We start from the raw sequence: 21212 nt of genomic DNA, 5'->3' as shown, positions 1-21212 counted from the left end.
GAAAAGGAGTGTCTCAAATCAAAGTCCGTCTGTATTCCAACGTTTCATCGCGAGTGCTCAAAAGCCACTTAACAAAAGGTTAAATTCGACGAATTGCGCAATAATAATAGACGGGATTATTGAAGCGCAGTGCGAGCTTTTTCGAGGTCAAATTCTGTCGGATTTCCGGTAGCCAACGCCGTCGCATCATCCAGCGTTTTCAACATCATAACGCCCATTTCGGTATTAAGAGCGCGGGAGTAAGCAGCCTCAAATGTTTCGCCGGGCTGCTGCAGTGAATTGGCTAGGTCATCAAGCAGTTTCTCCGCTCTTTTTTTCACTGGTAGGGCCTGTTTTTGGATGTCTGTGGGCATGATTGCACTCCTTTTTGCGGTCATTTTGGGGATGTTCGCCGCCATTCGGGCGGCATCGACTTGTTGTTCGAGCTGTTCAACCTCTTGGGCCAACTCGGCGACTTCATGGGCTTCAGCTTCATCGCGCGCCAACCGCATCAAGGCTTCTTCCAAGTCTTTCCTGCGTGTTTCCAGCCGTGCCAATTCAGCGGCGTGGCGTTGCCCTTCTTGGCTCATCGTGTGACCTCCATCTTTTCCAGTTCGGCTTGTGCCTCTCGGGACACGTAGGGTTGGGGGGATGATGCCTTGATGCGAAGCAGTTCCGCCCGAAGGCTTTCCGCCACTCGGTTTTCAGCATCGGTAAGGGAAATGGCATGACGTTCCCGGATCGGGGTATCGATACCAAACATGCGGGCGAGCTTGACGCCACCTGACTGGATCAGGGCTTTCACCAGCGGCTCAGCCGCCCGGTTGTTGGTCAACGCGCGTTCAACTGCGGTCAGGTCACCACCAGCACCTGAAACCTGTCCAACGTCCTTTCGCAAGGCATCCGCATAGGCATCCCACGAGGACGCCAGGGTATTGAGGGCATCATCCACCGCAGCGGCGAGCTTGGCCCGTTTGGAAGTGGCCTCAAGGGCAGTTTCGGCTCGACGTCGGCGACTGTTCCGTTCGGCACTCTCTGCGGCGCTTCGCGTTCGGTCTTGAAGCTCGGCCAGAGCATCATCCACAATGGCGATCCGTTCAGCCAATGCCGCAGCGGTCCCACCGGGTTTCTTCCCAGCAATCATGGCGTCACGGGCTTCGGCACGGGCATTGTCGAGTTCACCGGTCAGGCGGTCCCGTTCGGCCTGTAGGTCAGCAATTCGTTTTTCCAATTCATTCTTGTCCATATCATCCTCAGTTCGTTGTAGTCGGGGAACGGACGGCCAAGGTCGAAACCGCCAAAGCGCCTCAGCCGCCCGCAATTTGCCCAGACAAGAAAAGGAGGTAATTGCCGGGCACTTTCACACGATGCCGCTTCTGTCGGGCATGGGGGACCAGCGTTTGACTGCCGAACGTGAAATGCTGGCTCAGGGTTCGCCCATCAGGTCGAGTTCCATTTGCCGGATAAGATCGACCGGTGCGCCGGGCGTGGTGAGGAACTGGCCCGGATTGTCTTTCACGTCAGAACGGTATGAGCGCCAACAGCGCGGATTTGGACAATCAACGCCTCTGTCAATGAAAGCTTGCATCGCTGGCGTTACCCATCCACGGGGAAACCTCATACTGCCTTGAATGAACCACATACCAACAATCAGCCTGACCGTGTTTGCACGCATCGAGAAATCCTGTGACGGCGGGTAGTCTTCCAAAGCCTCTTCAACCAACGACTTTGCTGCTTTCTGGGTCTTGGCATAAGATATTGACGGCAAAGGAGGGACTGGTCGCGACGCAAGCTCACTCATCGGGGTCCTTGGGCGTTGTTGAGGTTCGAGAGCATCGTGCCGTATTGGCTCACGTCAGTAAGCCAGCAAGCCGTCCATCTGACATTCGATCAAAGGGATTTGGCCAATGAAGGGTTTAATAATCAGACGCTTGAAGTCCAGCGAAGACGCCAAGTACAGTATTGGGAACTGCATTGACTGCAATTAGGGAGCGCTACGGGACATCGTCATGGCTCTCATTTCCTAATTCTAATCGTCTCAGATGCTCTGACCCAAGAATCAACAGGTTTTCCATTTTGCATGGAGATTTGTTTGGGCGCGGCAGAACCTGCTTTTAAAATTTCATGCAGTGTCTCGCTCACCCTCAAGTGGGTGGGTTCCATCCACGATACCATCTGACCATCACAGATTTCATCACCAAAGACATCAATGTACTCGTTGTGCCGCACGCCAATATTTAGTGGGTAATTTCCATTCAAGTTTTCTACCAGACTGTCGAATGACATTATCTTGAAGTTAGGTGTTTCATACGACTTAACTAGCTGCTTTCGTTGGGGACTGTTTTCTATCTCAGCCCTTCGTCCATGCACCAACACGAACTTGAATGCTGTAGGGTGTTTTGCCATATGTGCAGGAACCTGCAGAGTGCTCAGCGAAGCAAGAAATCCGGCGGCGTTAGATTGGTCATTTAGCCATGCTTCCCACGTTTTAATTTGATGGATAGCTTTCTGAAAATCTGGACTAATTTCATTACTCTTGCGTTTAAAATACCGTGAAGATGGCTTCTCAATTTCGATGAAGACCGCATGCCAATCAATGCTACTCTTCGAGAAAAAGAAGAAGTCTGATTTGTAGTCTGCACCGAAGGATAATTTTCGAAGAACGAGACCAAAATGTACGCCGTGATTTTGCACGAACATCCTTGGTATCAATCCTGTATTCCTCTCCATAAAGTCCTGATAGCGTTGTTCTTTGTGTTCCTCGTCAAGTAAGGTGAGAAAATCTGTCTTAATCTTGTCGTTGATTAGTGCATTCATCTTAGAAAACCAATTGTTAGAAATGAGATACTTTCACTGACAACTTTCGCACATCTTACAGCATCACCTTGTTCTGGCTATTTATAATCATTCACCTCGACCTGTTGAAGGCCTAGTTTCTAATTTTAGATCAACGTTCTAGCGCGATGGTAGATGCAACTGACGCGCGGCTGCTACTGGTCCTCGAAATAGGGCGTTGCAGCAATCCATTCGAGCAAGCGGGCGCGTGTTTCGTTGTCTAAGTCTCCCCGTGCTTTAACGGCCAATACGGCCTCATCACGCACTTCGGCTGATTGCCATGGCACAGGATCGTGCCGGGCTTTCATCTCTGCCAGCACCCCGTCATCTGGGTCATGCAGATAACCCAAACAGATGCGCATGGTTGCGGCCCCATCGGCGAAGGTTTGGGTCGCAACGCCACCAGGGCGAACGAATGTGATTTGTGATGAATGCTCAGTCATTAGATATTCCCCTAGTCTCCTGTGGCGTCCCCTGGACAATTTCGGCGTCAATCGTGTCGTGTCGCTTATCCGAGACCGCTTCGGTCACCACGGGCCTCCGTATAGCCCCTTCTGGCTGAACCAGCTTGGGCTTGGCAGGCAAGGCGGTTTGAGCGCTCGTGGAATTGTTGATTTGGACATTGGTCTGGGCGGGTCCATCCACAGAACTCATCCGCAGGGATAGGAGCTTGTTCAGGACACGGGGATCGACGCTCGCTGTCTCGAAACGGTAAACTGGCTCGAATTCGTCATCCAACTCGGGTTCACCCGTCTCAGGATCGAAGCATTGAACCCATTTGCCAGTCCCCATCTCCAAGGCCGTCTGGGCCACCCGCATGGCCAATTCTTCTTCGAAGGCTGCCAGTGCCTCGTCCCAAGCCTCCGCAAAGTCAGGATGCTTTGCGCGCCGGTCATAGAAGGTCCGCCGGGTCAGGCCAGTCATGTTGGCCGCATAGGTGATGTGGCCGAATTGACGGAGATAGAGCAGAAACTCGCCACCCTTCTCGCCGTAGATGGGGCGGGTGATCGCTGCAATCTTGGAAGGCATCCGCGGGTCACTGGCCGGTTTGATCCGGTTCATCCTCATCAAGCTCATTTTTTGATACCTATTCTGTCTTCGTTACTGTGCTTGGCTGAGCAGGGTGCCGATTAAGCCCTTGAAGTCATTCGCGCCCCAGACGCCAGAACACCCAATTCAGTATCAATGGGGCGGCCTATCTGTGCGTGCTGATGGCTTCGGTTTTTCACGGACACCATCCTCGTTGCCGTTCGTGGTCAGAATGTCGTGTTCCGTTGGAGCCGTATGCCAGCGATTTACAATGGAGTGTGCCGTCTCACAACGTTGCGCAGTCCCAGTCTTCCAAGCTGGAAGATTTCTACGTCAACAAGGCGTTTTCGGGGGTTTCCGTAACGTACTGTTTTTATTGCCTTGTTGACGACGTTGATCTTCGTTGACCGTTTTTACTATATATATCCGGATTGCAGGCTGCCCCTATGCCCTGGTCCGTGCCCTGTGCCTAATCGGCTTATTCTACCAAGATATATTGCTATAAGATCAACATGATCAACATCGTCAACAAGTGTTCCGAAACAAGGCCTTAGAAGCATCATGTCAGGTCAACGAAGATCAACGACCATCAACACCGTGACTGAATTGATACGCTCCGATTTTCAGAACATCACTCATCGGCTCGGACATAGCCCGCCGAAACACGCCCTCCCAGCCTGACGCCTCGTCTGTGCTTCCAGCCAAGGGTTTCCATTGACCGCCTCAAACGCTGCGCATGGCCTTTATTCTGTCGGTCGCTTTCCAAGCCTAGATAGCTGAGCAGGTCTTGAGTATGCACTTTGTCGGCTAGAGGAGGCTCACGCAACGGCGAGGCAACTTGCTCGCCATCAATCAATTCCGCCGCATAGTCACCCGTACCGTTCTCAAAAGCCCGTCGTTCCGCTTTTCGGTTACTGAGCATCAGAGCCAGTTTATCGACCCAGGGATCATCAACCGTTTCGTCTGCCTGGCGTTCTGCCGCCATCGACCACAAAGGCTCAGGCAATACGTGACCGGTGTCCGATTTGAACAACGCATCAGCTTCGGCCCAGAGTTGGTCCCGATGCTCAGCAATCCAGCCCAGATCAACCCTGGACCCAGAGGCCATTTCCAACGGCCAGAAACGCCGAGCACCCGTTGGGTCGCTCAGGTATCCGCCTTCGTTGACAGTGCCCGCAAAAACCACACGGCGTTGATGATCTTCGGTGTTGCGACCATAGGGCGTCCGATACCTGTCTGTGGCTCTGGACATGAATGCTTTGAGTACGTCCATGTCGCTTGCCCGAAGACCTGCCAATTCGGCAAACTCGTGGACCCAGACGCCTTCTAGGTTCATGGCCGCATCCTTGTTCCGCAGATCACCCAATTCTGCATCGCTGAACCAATCCGGTGAGAACAGGTCCCGGAAACCGGTTGATTTCAGAGAACCTTGTGGACCTTTGATTACGGGCATCGTGTCCACCTTGCAGCCAGGTTGCCTTTGGCGAGCCACAGCCCCAACCATAAAGCAGCGTGAGACGGCTTCGGTGTAGTCATCACGGGCACACTGAAAGGCATCCGTGAAAAGGTCTTTGACCCTGCTCGTTCCGTCCCAAGTCAAGCCATCCAGATAGTCCAGGATTGGGTTGAACTTGTAGAAATAAGCGACTGTCGTGATTGCGTCCTGAACGTTTTCTTTTGAAGGCTGGTAGTCCTTTCGCTGGTGTTGCTCCATCAGCCAAGTTCGGGCCAACAAGAGCAGCTTGTCAGTCAGCACACGGCCATAGTCTTCACCCCAAGGTAATACGCCCGTTAAAACAACACGCTGCTTGAGTTCGTCAAATCGAGGATCAAGCTTGGAACCGTTGATTGCCTTGAGTGCGTTCTTTGCCGTGTCAGGTGCAATGCCAGTGTTCTTATTGACGGCCAAACCACCTTCATGCACTGGCTGTCTTTTGGTCGTGGCTAGGGCACTTGTGGCCTCGTCATCAAGGTCGTCGTCAAAATCATCCGCAGCGGGTTTTCTCGGAATGGCATCTTCGCCCCCTGCATCTCTCATCAGTTTGTAAAGGGTGCGGAAGGTGATGCGATTGCCGTCATTGTCGGCGTGAAGGCTATCCCACCGAATGCCGATAAGGGCGCCATGGTCTGCATAAGTTGGGTCTTGAGTGCACCAGTCCACAAACTCTTGCCGGCCATCTCCCGCCGTGGCGTGGTGGCAGGCCTGCATCAGAGTCAGCCAATCGTCATGGTCTGCAAAGTCGGCTGGATCCAGATGTTCAAGCATCTGAGCCAATTCTTCCTGATCGTGCTCGCCCCCGCCAGTTGCCACGCTGCCTGATGGTCTTCGGATCAGATCGACAAGAGCCTTAGGTGCAGCCTCAGCACCGAAAGCATCCAACTCGGGCGTGTCAGCCTTCCAGATGTAGGTCTTCAAGCTGTCGGGGTGGATCGAGCCAGGAGCGACGACCTGACGGCCAACCGTTTTGAACTCGATGCCAGGAAACTTATCGTTCAGGCTGTCTCTGGTGGAAACGTCCTCGGGCTTTGTCATATAGATATGTAGGCCACCCGAGCCGGTCTCAACGGTCGAATAAAGGTCTGGGTCCATACCGGTCCAAAGAACCAGTTCGACAAACGGGTTGATTGGAGACGCCAAAGTCTGGCCATCAGGAAATGCCCGTGGGTCCACGTCCAAGACCAGCTCAAACGGTCGCAGACGAACGCCGACATTGCTGCCTGCTTCCATGTGCTTGATTTGGTCGTTTGAATTGTAAGGGCGTTTCATCCAGTTGCGATCAAGCGGGGACTTGCCCCGTTTACGTTTCTTGCCCTTAACGTCATTCTCGGCCGAGAACTTATGTAAAGGGAGAAGCTGGTATCCACTGGCAAGCAGCGGCGTTAGTTGTGACGCATCGGTATGAACACCCATTTCAAGCCCCCGCACGTTTGGCGTTGTAGGCCTCGATCACAGAACGCTCATAGAAAACGGCTGTCCCAATCTTCACGTAATCAGGACCGGCATTCTTGTATTTGGTGTTGTTGCGACGGTTGCGGAAGGTCATCAGTACAGTCGCAGGGTGCCCTGTAAGTACCGCCGCTTCGTTTGTCGTTAAAAGGTCGTTCAATGGCGTGCCAAACGGCTTGGGTGCGTTATCTTCAGGCATGGTAAGCCTCCTATGTGCTGCAAATTTGACCGGATTGCTCTAGCCGCGCAGCCTGGCAGTCCGGTCCATCACCTAGAACAATATCGCGGCACATAAGGCCCGCATACCAACACTTGACCAGCGCGCAACGAACGCTGGCTTAACGTTTCGGTTGTAATGCTGACTCAGAACGCTGGAACATTGAGGAAATCCAAGAACCTATTCCCCAAGGGGTCGAATTGGACGCCCAACTGCGCTGCCTCAGGGTACTTTGCCTTGTCGAAATAGATTTGTTCGCCGTTGACCAAGACCCGTAGAGCGGGGTCTCCGGATGCTTCTTTCCTTTCTGGGATATGAAATCGCTCAGCAAGATACACTCGAGTCTGACCCTTCAAAAATCGGGCTTGGGGCTTGGCAATGGCCAAAGGTTCTACTGCTTTTCCGTAGAGTGCGCGCTCTGGGACAACGAATAGTTCGACCTCGACACTCAGCGCTTCCTCACCTTCCGGCAGGGTCAAACTATTTGGCAACCACATCTCCACCGGAATGCCCCTACCAATACCGCCGCTTGGTGCAGTTTGCCGAAAACCCATCTTCTGCCAGAACGGCAGGCTGGTTTCAGGCATACAATCTCCCGACAGCCTCACAACCCCATCAGAATATGCACGTTCAAGCCCAGCTTTGAATAATGCCGTCCCATATCCGTTGCCTTGATGGGTGTCTTTCACGCATGTGATGTCTGGCGAGTACTTACCAATTTGGAATGCAATGGCATTTCCGCCCTCCCGTACCACCCACATGTCTCGATCTTTTTCATGGGAGCGGCGGATAAGATTTCTGTTTCCCCAAAAGCCGATACCCTCAACGTCATCGAACTGTTCTTTCAACCATTGAAGTATGTACTCTAAGTCATCGTCTGTTGAGGAAGTTACATTCACGCTAGTTATCCAAATTGATCCAATACCTTAGCTGAATATACTCCTTAGAGTTGTTTGACGCTATACTCTTTGACCTACCAGCCCTGATAGGGTCTCAGCCCAGGCCTCCGACCAGTTGGCCGCACTGGAATGCCGGGAGCACCACTGCGCTTTAGGGCAAGGCCGACAAGGTCTAGGTCATTCCAAAACAAGTCGGTTGCAGAGGTTTGCAGCGCCACATCGGGACAAGCAAAAATCAATTTTCCCTCGGACCGGTAAAAGTCAGGATCGGTTCTGTGAGTGGGGAACACATTTGCATGAAGTGCCACAACCCAGAGTGTCATGGGATGATCGTGCCGCCAACCAATGCGCTCGCAAGCCAGTCTGAGGTCTCGTTGGAAAACCTCGGTTGAACTGTCCGTACATGCCAACAAGACCACCTGATCAATCTTGGCGGTATGTTCGGCGGAAACCTCCTTGCCTTGCCAATTCTTAGCGGCTGTAAGGGCTTTCTCGATACTAAAGCTCATGCGGCACCTGCCATCAAGAAGGCATCAAGGTCGTCGCGATGGTAGCGAACAATCCGGCCAACGGTCCGATATGTCGGCCCGATCCCTTTACTGCGCCAATTGTGCATTGTGCCCGTTGAGACAGAAAGATAGCCGGCGGCGGCTTCTGTTGTCATCCAAGGTGTGTCGTTTGATTGGTTTGTCATGCTGATAACTCCAAAATCAAGATGTGCCCGAATGGGCGACGATGAAATCAGGTTATCAGCTTGCAATACCTTTATATGCCAACGAGTTAACCAGTAGTGCCATCACTTTGTGAAGTTGAGAATATAGTCTTCCAAGGCCTGAGCGTGGGGCCTCAAGGCTTCAACAAGATGGGATTGGTGAACGTATCCACCAGACGCACCCGGGAGCCTTTGACCCAGAAGCAATGCGCCTTCAGCATAGGGCACACCAGCAGCAATCATGAAGGTTCTGGCGTGGTGCCGAAGTGCATGCGGGGAGGGGATGCCCTTGCGTTTGGGTTCGGCAATTCGACCAGAGGCGGACGTTGGCGAAGGCCAGAGCCACTCTGATGCCAGAGGTTCGTCGTTGTTCAATCTGGATTTGAGCGTTTCGGTCAACCAGCGGCCAGTAGGGAAGGACCATGCCTCTCCAACCTTCATATGTGTAAAAGTCAGAATTCCCCGTTCAGGATCAAAGTCGGCTCGTTTCACACCCAACAAAGAGCTGCGACGTGCCCCTGTCAGCAGAAACGTCCGATGCAAATCACGCATCACATCTGATGAGGTTTCTGTCTGCCCCCAAAACGCTGCTATGTCCAATTCATCGACCTGACGTCTTGCTGTTGCAGGAACGCGGATGGCATCGACGGGATTGCCTTCGATTGTCTCATCGTGTCTGCGGGCCGTATTGATGATCGCTCGAACAGTTCGCATCACAGAGCCGCCTGTTGTGCGTCCGTGTCGCTTTGTCAGCGTGTCTAAGAGTTCTCGGCAGTCTTGGCGCGATATGTCAGCCACGGCACGCCGCCGAAGACGGCCAAGATATTGGTCCATGTGATATTGATAGTTTTTCACGGACGCAGGGGACAGGTCCCGTTCGTTCAGATGCGTGGCCAAGGCCTGTTCTAACGTCATACCCGTTGCTTCGGGTCCAGCCGTAGGGTCGATACCAGATTGGATCGTGGCCATGAGTTTTCTGGCTTCGTTTCTTGCCTCTCCCAAACGAACCAAATCTGTTCGACCGATTTTCATTCGCACAGTGCGGACATGGCGCTTTTGACGCCTTACATCTCCTTGCACAGCAAAGGTCTTTGTCGTCTTATGGCAGATACATAGAAGGCCTTTGACGTCTGTATCTCGGTGGATGCCTGAACCCAATTCGAGGTCACGCACGCGTGCCTCTGTGAACTTGAATATTGTCATTGATAAATACCGTCCTGAGTACTGTTTCTGGGCTTAACTCGGGTGATGCTGAGTGAGCCGATAGGACGTATTTTGCCTTGTTTATATGGGTTCGTACGCCCTGAATTGGCGTGAATTGACCATGATTATGATGCTCGTCTCGATTTGTAATCAGTAGGTCCGCGGTTCGAGTCCGTGTGGGGGCACCATTTCACCATCCGAAAATATCCAAAGACACGCGATAAGCCCTTTGTTACAAGGGTTTTGCGACGTTCCTTTGTCCGATAGCGTTTTGTGCTGTCCGAAGGAAGCCCCAGTGGGGGTGCCAGTGGGGGTATCGGTAAATGTGTGAAAACTGGATACCCCCGGATGCCTTTAAGTGATTCCAACTCCGTTCCCTCAAGCCAAAGGGAAAGCCCTATAAGGTTTCGGGTTTTGAAGGCCTGTATATCCTGGTGAAGCCAAGCGGCTCAAAGCTTTGGCAATTCAAATACAGAATGCACGGCAAAGAGCGGCTTTTGTCGGTTGGGCAAGATTCCGACGTATCGCCCGCACAGGCACGCAAGGCCAAAGAGGTTGCACGCGCCCAAGTGGCGGAGGGCATCGACCCGAGCGAAGCTAAACAAGAGGCAAAAGCCATAGCCTTTGGCGCGCTGTTGCGTGACGTGGATGCCTTTGAAGGGCAGGCGACTACGCGGATAGGCTTGCAGCTCTTGGCGCTCACAGCCCAAAGGCCGGGCGAAATCCGTCATGCAAAATGGGAAGAGTTCGATTTTCAGGAAAAGATCTGGTCTCTTCCTGCCTCAAAAATGAAAATGCGCCGTGACCACAATGTGCCATTGCCAGATCAAGCCATAGCGCTCTTGGACGAGCTGCGCATGATCACGGGCAACGGGGAATACCTCTTTCCCTCGCTCCGCTCATGGCAACGCCCAATGTCTGAAAACACCTTAAACGCCGCGCTTCGTCGCATGGGCTACTCAGGAGAGGAAATGACCGCCCACGGATTTCGCGCGAGCTTTTCGACGCTCGCAAACGAAAGCGGCTTATGGAACCCCGATGCCATTGAAGCCGCACTCGCCCATGTGGAGCGAAACGAGGTGCGCAAAGCCTACAGCCGCGGCTTGTATTGGGACGAACGCGTAAAACTTGCAGATTGGTGGGCAAGATTCTCGTGTGAGCTGAAGGCAGCATAGTCCCATATAATAAAAGGAAGGCCATCAAATGTCCTTGAGTGACAGTGAACGTGGGTCGCTTATTGAAGCGGCAACGAGCAGGAAGCTTGGCGATCTGTCAAATTGGACGCGTCCAGAGTTGGCCCATACGTTCGGTCAAGTGATCTTGATGTCATAGATGAATTTGAAAAGCGCCTTGGTGAAACAATTAAGAAATTGAATACCGCATTTGAGGCGATGACTGACGATGCGCTTGATGAAATAGATAATGAACTTTCTGACCCGATGTGAATTGGGGCGGCTCAATGGGGTGCAATAGACGCGGGGACGCTCCACCATCTACATGAACAAAAGCCGCCACATATCGCGTCCGGCTTTGGGCATCCAGACTTCGCCGCTGATTATACCTATTGCGGATGTATGCCCGAATTGGGGCTTCATGACGTAACAGCGCTTTCTGTCGGGGGATTACCATGTGGCGGCATCGCGCTTGGGGTGCCATTGGAAAACTAAAGCGGGACAAAACTAAAGCGGGACACTGTGATCCCGCCTTTTGTTCTGTGATGCGCCTGAACAGCCGGTTCCGATGCCCGCCACCCCCCTGTCTTCGATGGAATATCAACGTCAAAGTGTGGCGGGGCCGGATCGGGTCAACCGTTCGGCTCTGCCGACAGGGCTGTGCGCATGTCCCGTATCGCATCGCCAATGTCGGTGCCGAAACGCAAGAGACTGCCACCGAGCAAGTACACACAATCCTGACCATAGTTGGCCAACATATCAGGCAATCTGTCGATGCTCATGCCGCCGCCCGGGCTAGGAAGAATGGACGGGCCAATCCCGTCACCGGTTTTGCAACTTTTCACGATCTCCAGACATTCAGACTGTGAAAAGCCGAACCGCCCGCCAAAATTTGGGAACACGGAAATATCCGCCCCCGCGAGGCGCATCAGTTGTCCAAAGAGCATGCCATGCCCGTACCCATGGTCCGGTGACAGGACATACGGCCCCAAATGGCTGGGGTGCGCCATGATGGGCAGGCCGAAGTCGGGATCTTGAGCCAGCCGGTTCATCGCGTCAAATCCGAACAGGCCCGGAATCAGAAGCACGCCGGATGCCCCCGCATCTTTGGCATAATACGCGAGATCGCGAACCTGATCGGAATGCCCGCCTATATTGGCAAAATAAAGCGCCCGTGACGGATCCCCGCGTCCGGCGCGCTCCTGGTTCGCGCGGGCCACAGCGGCGGCACAGGCCCTGACGCGCTCTTTGAACGGGGCGGCGTCCTGATTGGCCAAACCATGATCTTCCTTGATGATATCCGCTCCGGCTGCGGCCGTCAGGTAACACAGCTGCGCCAGGGTTTCAGCGGACGATCCTTGTGGTTTGATCACGGGACACACGTACCCGCCCTGCGTGCGCCCCGTCAGTTTGCGCAAACCGTCAACACCAAAGCGGGCTCCGGAAAACCGCGCTCTCAAATCCGCGTTTGGCGTCAGGTCGATGGCCTTCACGCCCTGCAAAATAGACGCGTTGCCCAATATGACATTGAGCAACTGCGGCAGTTCCCGCCCGACGGCATCGATGTGGTACCCGATTTTTGCGATCCAGACCCCGGCCCCGATTGCCGACACGTCGTCGACACGGCCAACAATTGTATCTTTGATATATCCGTTCGGCACGGTATCTGGCGGGATCTCCACGGTATCTTCCAACGCAATTGCCTGCGCACGTGCACGCGCATCTGCATCGTCGTCGGCGACGATCCGGTAGGTTACGATAAAGCGGTCCACTAAAGTCCCTCCGCTTTTACCAGAGAGTGAACCGCATCCACGCGAGCCGCCGTGAGGTCTTCTTCGGTAATCGAAAGACCCTGGCCGATAATGGCCTCGACGCCTTGTGTCAGCGCCAGAGCATCCAGACCATAGTAGCGCATCAAATAGGCGCGACTGCCACCGTGGGCATATGTGTCCTTGAGGCCCAGGCGTTTCAGTTTTTTCCCGACGCCATTGTCCGCCATCACTTCGGCGACCAAGGAGCCAATGCCCCCTTCGGTTACGTGGTTTTCGAGGGTGACAACCCCGAATTTGACAGAATTGATGTGATCAAGGATCGCCTCTGCATCGAATGGCTTGATCGTGTTGAGGTGCAAATGGCGTACAGAAACCCCTGAGGCCTCAAGCGCCTTTGTCGCCCGCAAGGCTTCTTCGGTCGTGATCCCCGCGGTTACGATCAAGACGTCCGAGCCGAGGCCCAGTTCGCGCATTTTCCCCACGACGATGGGCGTATCGAACAACCGTGGCACAGAGCCGCGAAGAACGCGGCAATAGACCGGACCGTCGATGCTGTCTGCCGCTTCGCAGATGCTTTCGACCTCTGTCGCGTCACCCGTTTCGAGAATGGTCATGTTCGGCATGGAGCGCATTACGGAGATGTCCTCGATGGCCTGATGCGTCATGCCGCCGGGGGTTGTGATGCCGGGCAAAAACCCCATGATCCTGACCTTGCGGCGTGGATATGCAATCGAGGCCATGAGCTGATCATAGGGGCGACGATATGTGAACACGCCAAAGGTGTGAATAAACGGACGATATCCCGCAAGGCCAAGCCCGCCACAAAAACTCATCATGTTTTGCTCGGCCATGCCCATTGACAGGAATTGATCTGGATGATTGTCCCTAAACTTGTCGATTTCGCATGAGGAGGTTAAATCAGCCGAGATACACAGAACCTCGGGGTTGGCCAACGCGTGCTTTTCAAAAGCGCTCTCGTAAGGGCGGCGTACCATTTCTACCATTTTCAGGTCCTATTCGTGTTCGTATTGAATTGGATCGACACCTAAAGCGTCGGCGATCGAGATGTTCATGCGTGCGCGCTCCTCTTCTGAATTGAAGCGGACATAATGCAGGCGCGGGAAGCGTTCCTCGAGAATAGGCATCGCGTGAAACGGGTTGGATTTCGCAAGAATGATGAGAGGCTTGCCGTCATGTCGGGTCTTTGCGGCCTCGCGCATGTCATTGAGGTTGTGCGCGTCAACCTCCACGACAACGGCGCCAAAGCTCTCCATCTTTGTCTTGATGTCACCGACCCCCATGACGCTCTCCATCGCGCCGTCACACTGTTGGTTGTTCACGTCCATAATCGCTTTGACGTTGTCGATGCCGTGGTGGGCACAACATTGAATGGCCTCCCACGTCTGGCCCTCCTGAACCTCGCCATCCGACATGTAGACCCAGACCCGACCCTGTTCGCCTTTTCGCTTGCGTGCCCATGCAAGCCCCGCCGCGGTTGACAGGCCGATGCCCAAAGTGCCGTTGTGGACTTCCATGCCCGGAGAATGTTCGGCGCCGATCATTTCAACGCTTGATCCGTCCTGATTGAACATCTCGAGGCCTTCGCTCGCCATCCGCCCTGTCTCGACCAACGTTGCATAGGCAACCAGTGCATAGTGCGCGGGGGCGATGAAAAGCCGGTCGAATTCAGGCGCGAACGGCCCGTTGTACCCTGCGCCCGTGTGATAGCTCGGGTTGTCAACGTGGGGGACGCCCTCAAAGGGTTTCGGGATCATCGGAAGCGTCGGCGCCCCCAGATTGAGCTCTTCGTTGTAGAGCCACGCCAGTTGTTCAGCCGCAGAACAGGCCTGTGAGAGATATCCACCATTATTGCGCATCGCATGTTCAAACACACGTCTCCGGATGCCCAATGCTATATCTTCGGTCGTCTTTTCATTCTTCACGGCAGTCTTCCAATCTAGCCAACACATGTGCCGGCGGGGTTGAGGATAAATCGAAGGGTCGAAGGTGCGGCGTCACACATTTGTTTTGCGAACTGTCGCCCCGGAACCGGCGCGGTGTTGCGCGGGTGGGGGGATAGGTTGTGGCCGGTTTTATGGGATAATTGTCATGGGATAATCATGGCGCCATTTGGGGTGTGTGACCGGCCCGAATGCGGACCGTTTGCGGCAAACAAACACACCCCGAGCGGTAAACAGATCATCGACATCGGTCGCGTCCGGGGTGAGTTTGCGGGATTGCCAAGCCGTAAACGCCATGGTCTTGCGAGTATGGCGCGCTATTAGCGGGGTGGTCTTCACCGGGGAGCCATCCCCGGTTCCGGCCGGTCAATAACTCGGCAATCCTGTGTTTAACCTAGCGGGTTGGCAGCGGCAGCCAGTCGGCAATCGCCACATCGGCATGTTGGAATTGCGGCATGTTCACGCCCAACTCTTCCATGTTGCTGATGTCGTTGTCATTCAGGAACGACTGCGTGATGAGGGTTGGAGGCACAACCACGGAGCCGTCGACCTTTTCCCCCGCCAACATAAGCGCGAGTGCGCGAACGGAGACTTCGCCGACAACCGCCGGATTGGTCGCAACGGTCGCAACCCACGCAGAGCCGGGTTCGCGCATCGCAGAAATATCTGCGGTGGAGATATCGGCCGAATAGATGTCGATATCATCGGTCAGGCCCGCTTCGTCGACGGCGATTTTCACGCCCTTGGCGAATTCATCAAACGGCGCGAAAACGACGGAGATCGTCGGGTTCGCCTGTAGGACGGCCCGCGCCTGGTTTGCGACAGAGTTGGCGATCGGGTTGTCCAGAGTGCCGAACATGGCGGCCTCTGTGACGCCCGGATTGGCCTCCTTGAACTCTGTCCACGCGACATCACGACGATCGAGCGGCGCAATGCCGGGTACGTAAACGTAGCCCGCCGTGAACGCATCACCGTTGTCCGCGAGGGCCTGATCCAGCGCCAGTTTCCCGAGCAGATAATCAGATTGTTCAATCTGCGGGATCGCGGCGTTTTCGAGGTTCACGTCAAAGGCCACAACCGTAATGCCGGCATCGAGCGCACGCTGTGCGGCCCCGGTCAGGGATTCGGTCAGACCGTGCTGAATGATGATCCCGTCGACGCCAAGCGCAATCGCCTGATCAACCATGTCGGCCTGAAGTGCCGCATCCTGACGGCTGTCAAGAACCCGCAAATCCACCCCGATAGCGGCGGCTTGGGTTTCGACGCCGGACAGGTAGGACTGAAAGAAGTCGCCGGTGGACAGGTACCGTACGAGGGCAATCTTGACCTCACCGGGATTGTCGAACGGCGCGGGCATGTCCTGCGCGAATATCGCTGTGCTGCTTGCCAGAACCGTAAGACCGGCACCGACCAGTTTAAGCATGTTTCTTCGTAGCATAGTATTTCCTCCCTTGGATTTATTGAGAGTTCCCGCACCGTCAGGTTGAGGAACTTTTCGACGACAGATAGAAAGTGAAAACAAGCGCACAAACGAGAACCGCGCCTTTGACGAAATCTTGGGTGTAGTAGGGGGCGTTCATCATGGTCATCCCTTGCAACAGGATGCCGACAAACAACGCACCGATGGCCGTGCCGAACGCGTTGGGCCGTGCGGCACCCAGGACCGCAAACCCGATCAACGCGGCGGCTACACTATCGAGCAACAGGTTGTTGCCCGACGCAATATCGCCACGCCCCAGACGCGCCGCCAAAAGGATCCCGCCGACCGACGCCGTGACGCCTGAAATCATATAGGCGAGGATTTTGTAGCGCTCGACATTGGTGCCGACCAGTTGCGCCGCGCGTTGGTTGGACCCGATTGCGTACATCAGGCGGCCGTGGCGCGTGAATTGCAAAAAGATCCAGATCGCCAGTGCCACGAGAATGAAAATCACCACCGGCACAGGGATCAACCGCTCCATAAAGAAATCGAACCGATGGCGCCCGAGCCACAAAAATGCCGCCGCAAACGTGCCCTCGGCGGTCTCGCCGTTTGGCAGGCTCATCCCCGTGGCGATGGAATTGCCCTGTGTCGGAATGCGTTGCAGCCCGATCAACAGGAACATCATTCCCAAGGTGGCAAGCAAGTCGGGGACTTTCATCTTGACGATCAGCAAGCCGTTGATCAGGCCCACAAATGCGCCCATTCCCAAACACAGCAGAACGGCGACGTAGGCCGGCTGTTCAAGGATCACCATGGAGTAGGCGGACAGCATCAACGCCGATGTGGCCACAGATCCGATCGACAAATCGAACCCGTCCACGACCAGTGTGCAGGTCACGCCAAGCGCCAGAATTCCGGTGATTGCCACCGACTGGAAAATAAACACGGCCGAACGCGCGCTGAAAAAGCCCGAGGCCCCAAGGCTGAAATAGACCGATAGACCTACTAAAAGCAGGATAAACCCGTATCGGATTGCAAATGTGCGCAGGCTTCCGTTTTGCATTAGTGGTGGTCCTCTAGTAATTTTTCGCCCGTGATCTGGGTGACAAGATTGCCTAAATTTAGGTTTGAATTCCGGTGTTCCCCGACAAGTCCGCCCTCATAGAGAACGACAATTCTGTCGGCGATCTCGATGGCTTCGTCGATTTCGGCAACGAACACGAGGGTCGTCCGGTTTTGTGCGGTTGCGCGAATATGGCGCCCGATGTCGCGCCGCGCCCCGATGTCGACCCCCTGAAACGGTTCATCCAACAGCAACACACGGCTTGGCTTTAACAGCCAACGCCCGATCATCACCTTTTGCTGATTGCCCCCCGACAGGGTCATGATGCTGTCGTCTTCGGATTGGCACACGACACCGATCTGGTCGATCATATCCGTCACGTTGCCCCGTTGGACCCCTTTGCGGATGAATGAAAAATGGCTGAACGCGCGCAGGAACGGCAGGCTCATATTGTCCGTAATGTTAAAGGCGCCCACAACGGCATTGTTGCTGCGATCCTTGGGGGACATGAACACCCCCGCACGCACGGCCTCACTGGCGCTTTTCGGCGCATAGGGTTGGCCGTCGAGGGTCATTGTTCCGCCCGCGGCGTCATTCAGCCCGAAAATGGTCGCGGCAAGCTGGCTTTTACCGCTGCCGAGCAATCCGGTGATGGCGATTACCTCACCGGCGTTGGCGGTCAGGTCGAATGCCGGCCAATGCGGTTTAAGTGATATGTTTTCGAGGCAGAGAACGGGCACGCCCCCCACCGTTGGCGTGATGTTGACGTCCGTCATTTTGTGACCGAGCATCGCAGTCACCGCACCTTCGTAATCCAGTGCCTCTCCCTCGAACGTGCCGGCAACCTGTCCGTCACGCATGGAGATGATGCAATCCGCAATACGGCGGATGTCCGACATGCGGTGCGAAATATAAAGCACCGCAACGCCCTGTTCCCGCAAACGGTCGATGAACGAGAACAGCCGTTCCGCCTCGGTTGCGGACAGGGACGAGGTCGGTTCGTCCAGAATGAGAACTTTGGGCGCGCGCGCCATCGCCCGTGCAATCGCAATCATCTGCCGGTCCGCGACATCGAGATCCGCGACACGGGTGCGCACGTCCATCGTCAGCCCCATGGATTTCGCAATCCCGCTCGCGTGCTTGCGCAACATACGATCGCGCACGAATGTCTTGGCTCCGGGCTTTGTCAGTTGGTCCAACATCAGGTTGGTCGCGACATCGAGATCGGGAATCACCCCGTCATCGATGTTTTGATGCACCGCAATGACCCCCTGCGAGATGGCCTCGGCTGCGGTGGCCGGCGAATAGGGCGCTCCGCCCAATTGCATCACGCCCGTGTCGAGCGAGTGAATGCCGCAAATTGCTTTGACCAATGTGGATTTACCGGCCCCGTTCGCGCCCATCAGAACGGTGACGGATCCGGCGTTTAACGTCAGGTCAATCCCGCGCAAAACCTCGTACTTGCCGAAGCTTTTGCAAACGCCTTCGATCTTGAGAACGGCAGATGTCATGGTTCCTCCCAGGCCGTCCATCGAGGGGCAGCCATCGTCACCGTGACTCTGAAATACACTAATGTCAACATCATTGACAATTGGCTATGCATTTGGTCTTTTGGAATCAGGAGGCGCCCATGGATCAAAATAATACCTATGAAAAATTGTCTGCCGATACGTTGGCCGCGCGGCTTGGCGGTTTGGCGGCTGTGACCGACCGCGTTGGTGCTGACACATCCAAATGGATGGTCAGGGAGGTGGGTGACGGTAATCTGAATTTGGTTTTTGTCCTTGAGGGGCCGAAGGGGACCGTCATCGTCAAACAGGCTTTGCCCTATGTGCGGCTTGTGGGCGATTCATGGCCCTTGCCGCTGTATCGCGCCTTTTTCGAGCATCAGGCCCTGTTCCGCCAACAAGAGCGTGCGCCGGGAATGGTTCCGGAGGTTTTCCACTTCGATAAGGAACAGGCCTTGATCGTTATGGAATTCTATCAGCCGCACATCATCCTGCGGGGCAAGCTGATTGCGGGTGAAACGGTCAGGAACCTGCCCGAGATGTTAGGGGCGTTTTGCGCCCGTACGGCCTTTCGCGGCTCTGAGTTGTCGATGGCGAGCGCCGAGAAAAAGGCCGATGTCGGTCTGTTTTCGGGCAATGTCGAAATTCCTGCAATCACCGAGGCGCTGGTCTTTACGGATCCCTATTATGACGCCGAAATGAACCATCACACGCCCGGGTTGGACGCCATCGTGGCCAAGGTGCGCGGCAATGCGTTGCTAAAACAGCGGGCGCAAAAAATGCTGATGAAACTGGCCTCGAACACGGAAACGATGGTGCATGGCGACCTGCATTCGGGGTCTATCATGTCCACAGATAGCGACAGTCGTGTCATCGATCCGGAGTTCGCGCAATACGGCCCGATGGGGTTTGATATCGGGATGCTGACCGCGAATTTCCTGATGGCCTATTTCAGCCAACCCGCACACCGTGACGCGGCGGATCTGGTCGGCTATCAAGCGTGGATTCTGGAGACAATTCGCGAGACGTTTGATAATTTCAACACGGAATTCAAACACCTTTGGAAAACCGAAAGGACCGGTATGCTGTACCCGAAGGCCCTGTTCGAGGATCAGGGCCAGTCATCAGACGCGGTGTGCGAGAGCGTCTTGGCCGACATCCTGCAGGACGCCGTTTCGTTTTGCGGGATCGAGATGCACCGCCGCGTTCTGTCGCTTGCCCATAATGCGGATTTCGAGACGATCGAGGACACCGGTCTTCGCGCCAGACTTGAGGCGCGCAATATCGCCATGGGCGCGGAGCTTATCCTGAATTCCGACACCATCACCAATATCGCCGCGCTGACGGCAATGGCAGAACGATTTAACGCTGGAGACTACCTATGAAGGTCAATGGAACGCACTACCGCTCGCTTTGGTGGAACACGGACTTGGAGGCTCTCGAGATCATTGATCAGCGATCTTTGCCCTATGAATTCAAGACCCAATCCGTCAACACGATGGAGGAGTACGCCGCCGCGATTGTCGAGATGCGGGTGCGTGGCGCGCCGTTGATCGGGGCGACCGCGGCCTATGCTATGGCCTTGGCGATGAAACTGGATCCGTCGGATGCCAATATTGACAAGGCATGGGACTATTTCCACGAAACCCGACCGACGGCGATTAACCTCCGGTGGGCCCTGAACCGCAGCAAGGCTCTGTTGTTGCCTCTTTCGCCGGATCAACGGGCGGCTGCTGCGTTGCAACTGGCCCATGAAATCGCCGATGAAGACGTCGACATCAACGCCGCTATCGGCCGCAACGGCATGGCGTTGATCAAAGAAATTGCAGCGACCAAAAAGCCGGGCGAACCTGTGAACGTGTTGACCCATTGCAACGCCGGTTGGCTTGCGACCGTCGATTGGGGAACCGCCACCAGTCCGGTTTATCACGCCCATAATGCGGGCATCGCTGTTCACGTCTGGGTCGATGAGACCCGCCCCCGTAATCAAGGCGCGTTGACCTCTTGGGAGTTGGGAAGCCACGGCGTTCCGCACACCTATATCGTGGACAACGCGGGCGGACATTTGATGCAGCACGGGTTGGTTGATCTTGTGATTGTCGGCACCGACAGAACCACCAATCGCGGTGATGTGTGCAACAAGATCGGGACCTACCTGAAGGCGCTCGCCGCGCAAGATAACAACGTGCCATTCTATGTCGCGCTGCCATCGCCCACGATTGACTGGACCATTGCGGACGGCGTGGCGGATATCCCGATTGAAGAACGCGATGCGCACGAAACGTCTCACATTCAGGGCACGTTGCCGGACGGTACCCTACAGTCGGTCAAGGTCACGCCCGACGGAACCCCGAGCGGCAACCCCGCCTTTGATGTCACGCCAAACCGTCTTGTCACGGGGTTGATTACCGAGCGGGGGATTTGTCCCGCATCGGAGCAAGGGTTGCGAGAGATGTTCCCCGAGCTTGCCTCCAAAGCGGGCGGTGTGTGAT

General features: G+C 55.0%; 20 protein-coding genes. 3 read left to right on the top strand and 17 right to left on the bottom strand.

Features of this window, described 5'->3' with window-relative positions; genetic code table 11:
• Nucleotides 1-116 precede the first annotated feature (116 nt).
• The 11 genes from ACN0Q0_RS00535 to ACN0Q0_RS00485 all read right to left on the bottom strand — a co-directional run bounded on the left by ACN0Q0_RS00535 (nucleotide 117) and on the right by ACN0Q0_RS00485 (nucleotide 9791).
• Nucleotides 117-569, bottom strand: a complete 453-nt coding sequence (locus ACN0Q0_RS00535; protein ID WP_417241395.1) for a hypothetical protein — start codon at nucleotides 567-569, stop codon at nucleotides 117-119.
• A complete protein-coding gene (locus ACN0Q0_RS00530; RefSeq protein ID WP_417241394.1) occupies nucleotides 566-1225 on the bottom strand; it encodes a hypothetical protein in 660 nt (219 codons plus the stop codon). The genes ACN0Q0_RS00535 and ACN0Q0_RS00530 overlap by 4 nt, the downstream gene beginning before the upstream one ends.
• Nucleotides 1226-1405: 180 nt before the next feature.
• Complete coding sequence (locus ACN0Q0_RS00525) at nucleotides 1406-1780, bottom strand: hypothetical protein (RefSeq protein ID WP_417241393.1); 375 nt, start codon at nucleotides 1778-1780, stop codon at nucleotides 1406-1408.
• 215 nt (nucleotides 1781-1995) lie between these two features.
• Nucleotides 1996-2796, bottom strand: a complete 801-nt coding sequence (locus ACN0Q0_RS00520) for a Shedu anti-phage system protein SduA domain-containing protein (protein ID WP_417241392.1) — start codon at nucleotides 2794-2796, stop codon at nucleotides 1996-1998.
• A 173-nt stretch (nucleotides 2797-2969) separates the two neighbouring features.
• On the bottom strand, nucleotides 2970-3257 hold the full coding sequence (locus ACN0Q0_RS00515) for a hypothetical protein (protein ID WP_417241391.1): 288 nt from the start codon (nucleotides 3255-3257) through the stop codon (nucleotides 2970-2972).
• Complete coding sequence (locus ACN0Q0_RS00510) at nucleotides 3250-3876, bottom strand: hypothetical protein (protein WP_417241390.1); 627 nt, start codon at nucleotides 3874-3876, stop codon at nucleotides 3250-3252. Before ACN0Q0_RS00510 ends, ACN0Q0_RS00515 begins: the two co-directional genes overlap by 8 nt.
• Nucleotides 3877-4474: 598 nt before the next feature.
• Nucleotides 4475-6754, bottom strand: a complete 2280-nt coding sequence (locus ACN0Q0_RS00505; protein WP_417241389.1) for a VapE domain-containing protein — start codon at nucleotides 6752-6754, stop codon at nucleotides 4475-4477.
• A 1-nt stretch (nucleotide 6755) separates the two neighbouring features.
• Nucleotides 6756-6989: a hypothetical protein gene (locus ACN0Q0_RS00500; RefSeq protein WP_417241388.1), complete on the bottom strand. Its 234-nt coding sequence runs from the start codon at nucleotides 6987-6989 to the stop codon at nucleotides 6756-6758.
• Between the two features lie 164 nt (nucleotides 6990-7153).
• On the bottom strand, nucleotides 7154-7906 hold the full coding sequence (locus ACN0Q0_RS00495) for a GNAT family N-acetyltransferase (RefSeq protein WP_417241387.1): 753 nt from the start codon (nucleotides 7904-7906) through the stop codon (nucleotides 7154-7156).
• 505 nt (nucleotides 7907-8411) lie between these two features.
• The gene (locus ACN0Q0_RS00490) at nucleotides 8412-8600 is read right to left on the bottom strand and encodes a helix-turn-helix domain-containing protein (RefSeq protein WP_417241386.1); all 189 of its coding nucleotides are present in this window, start codon (nucleotides 8598-8600) and stop codon (nucleotides 8412-8414) included.
• Between the two features lie 102 nt (nucleotides 8601-8702).
• On the bottom strand, nucleotides 8703-9791 hold the full coding sequence (locus ACN0Q0_RS00485) for an integrase arm-type DNA-binding domain-containing protein (protein ID WP_417241385.1): 1089 nt from the start codon (nucleotides 9789-9791) through the stop codon (nucleotides 8703-8705).
• 452 nt (nucleotides 9792-10243) lie between these two features.
• On the opposite strand from ACN0Q0_RS00485, the gene ACN0Q0_RS00480 reads away from it, so the two are divergent.
• On the top strand, nucleotides 10244-10996 hold the full coding sequence (locus ACN0Q0_RS00480; protein WP_417241960.1) for a tyrosine-type recombinase/integrase: 753 nt from the start codon (nucleotides 10244-10246) through the stop codon (nucleotides 10994-10996).
• Between the two features lie 629 nt (nucleotides 10997-11625).
• Here ACN0Q0_RS00480 and ACN0Q0_RS00475 read toward each other — a convergent pair.
• From ACN0Q0_RS00475 to ACN0Q0_RS00450, 6 genes are all read right to left on the bottom strand, one after another.
• On the bottom strand, nucleotides 11626-12765 hold the full coding sequence (locus ACN0Q0_RS00475; RefSeq protein ID WP_417241384.1) for a RuBisCO large subunit C-terminal-like domain-containing protein: 1140 nt from the start codon (nucleotides 12763-12765) through the stop codon (nucleotides 11626-11628).
• Nucleotides 12765-13769 carry a transketolase family protein gene (locus ACN0Q0_RS00470; RefSeq protein ID WP_417241383.1) on the bottom strand — a complete coding sequence of 335 codons (1005 nt, stop codon included), beginning with the start codon at nucleotides 13767-13769 and terminating at the stop codon, nucleotides 12765-12767. Before ACN0Q0_RS00470 ends, ACN0Q0_RS00475 begins: the two co-directional genes overlap by 1 nt.
• 9 nt (nucleotides 13770-13778) lie before the next feature.
• Nucleotides 13779-14642 (bottom strand): transketolase, encoded by an 864-nt coding sequence (locus ACN0Q0_RS00465; protein ID WP_417241382.1) that lies wholly within the window; start codon nucleotides 14640-14642, stop codon nucleotides 13779-13781.
• A gap of 478 nt (nucleotides 14643-15120) precedes the next feature.
• Nucleotides 15121-16164 (bottom strand): substrate-binding domain-containing protein, encoded by a 1044-nt coding sequence (locus ACN0Q0_RS00460; RefSeq protein WP_417241381.1) that lies wholly within the window; start codon nucleotides 16162-16164, stop codon nucleotides 15121-15123.
• 40 nt (nucleotides 16165-16204) lie between these two features.
• Nucleotides 16205-17212, bottom strand: a complete 1008-nt coding sequence (locus ACN0Q0_RS00455; RefSeq protein WP_417241380.1) for an ABC transporter permease — start codon at nucleotides 17210-17212, stop codon at nucleotides 16205-16207.
• The gene (locus tag ACN0Q0_RS00450; protein ID WP_417241379.1) at nucleotides 17212-18723 is read right to left on the bottom strand and encodes a sugar ABC transporter ATP-binding protein; all 1512 of its coding nucleotides are present in this window, start codon (nucleotides 18721-18723) and stop codon (nucleotides 17212-17214) included. Before ACN0Q0_RS00450 ends, ACN0Q0_RS00455 begins: the two co-directional genes overlap by 1 nt.
• 119 nt (nucleotides 18724-18842) lie before the next feature.
• Here ACN0Q0_RS00450 and mtnK point away from each other — a divergent pair, with 119 nt between their 5' ends.
• Nucleotides 18843-20105: an S-methyl-5-thioribose kinase gene (gene mtnK, locus ACN0Q0_RS00445; protein ID WP_417241378.1), complete on the top strand. Its 1263-nt coding sequence runs from the start codon at nucleotides 18843-18845 to the stop codon at nucleotides 20103-20105.
• Nucleotides 20102-21211 carry an S-methyl-5-thioribose-1-phosphate isomerase gene (mtnA, locus tag ACN0Q0_RS00440; RefSeq protein ID WP_417241377.1) on the top strand — a complete coding sequence of 370 codons (1110 nt, stop codon included), beginning with the start codon at nucleotides 20102-20104 and terminating at the stop codon, nucleotides 21209-21211. The genes mtnK and mtnA overlap by 4 nt, the downstream gene beginning before the upstream one ends.
• Nucleotide 21212: the final 1 nt, after the last annotated feature.

The sequence above is a fragment of the Celeribacter sp. genome, assembly GCF_048259695.1.
Taxonomy (GTDB): Bacteria; Pseudomonadota; Alphaproteobacteria; order Rhodobacterales; family Rhodobacteraceae; genus Celeribacter.
Note: the sequence above shows the minus strand (reverse complement) of the source record. Positions and strands in the feature narration are given on the sequence as shown.

Excerpts from the sequence above, each read along its gene's own strand:
- ACN0Q0_RS00465 (WP_417241382.1), bottom strand. The coding sequence starts at position 14,642 with ATGCGCAATAATGGTGGATATCTCTCACAGGCCTGTTCTGCGGCTGAA.
- ACN0Q0_RS00500 (WP_417241388.1), bottom strand. The coding sequence starts at position 6,989 with ATGCCTGAAGATAACGCACCCAAGCCGTTTGGCACGCCATTGAACGAC.
- ACN0Q0_RS00515 (WP_417241391.1), bottom strand. The coding sequence starts at position 3,257 with ATGACTGAGCATTCATCACAAATCACATTCGTTCGCCCTGGTGGCGTT.
- ACN0Q0_RS00510 (WP_417241390.1), bottom strand. The coding sequence starts at position 3,876 with ATGAACCGGATCAAACCGGCCAGTGACCCGCGGATGCCTTCCAAGATT.
- ACN0Q0_RS00535 (WP_417241395.1), bottom strand. The coding sequence starts at position 569 with ATGAGCCAAGAAGGGCAACGCCACGCCGCTGAATTGGCACGGCTGGAA.
- mtnK (WP_417241378.1), top strand. The coding sequence starts at position 18,843 with ATGGATCAAAATAATACCTATGAAAAATTGTCTGCCGATACGTTGGCC.
- ACN0Q0_RS00530 (WP_417241394.1), bottom strand. The coding sequence starts at position 1,225 with ATGGACAAGAATGAATTGGAAAAACGAATTGCTGACCTACAGGCCGAA.
- ACN0Q0_RS00450 (WP_417241379.1), bottom strand. The coding sequence starts at position 18,723 with ATGACATCTGCCGTTCTCAAGATCGAAGGCGTTTGCAAAAGCTTCGGC.
- ACN0Q0_RS00470 (WP_417241383.1), bottom strand. The coding sequence starts at position 13,769 with ATGGTAGAAATGGTACGCCGCCCTTACGAGAGCGCTTTTGAAAAGCAC.
- ACN0Q0_RS00490 (WP_417241386.1), bottom strand. The coding sequence starts at position 8,600 with ATGACAAACCAATCAAACGACACACCTTGGATGACAACAGAAGCCGCC.
- ACN0Q0_RS00525 (WP_417241393.1), bottom strand. The coding sequence starts at position 1,780 with ATGAGTGAGCTTGCGTCGCGACCAGTCCCTCCTTTGCCGTCAATATCT.
- ACN0Q0_RS00520 (WP_417241392.1), bottom strand. The coding sequence starts at position 2,796 with ATGAATGCACTAATCAACGACAAGATTAAGACAGATTTTCTCACCTTA.
- mtnA (WP_417241377.1), top strand. The coding sequence starts at position 20,102 with ATGAAGGTCAATGGAACGCACTACCGCTCGCTTTGGTGGAACACGGAC.
- ACN0Q0_RS00455 (WP_417241380.1), bottom strand. The coding sequence starts at position 17,212 with ATGCAAAACGGAAGCCTGCGCACATTTGCAATCCGATACGGGTTTATC.
- ACN0Q0_RS00505 (WP_417241389.1), bottom strand. The coding sequence starts at position 6,754 with ATGGGTGTTCATACCGATGCGTCACAACTAACGCCGCTGCTTGCCAGT.
- ACN0Q0_RS00460 (WP_417241381.1), bottom strand. The coding sequence starts at position 16,164 with ATGCTACGAAGAAACATGCTTAAACTGGTCGGTGCCGGTCTTACGGTT.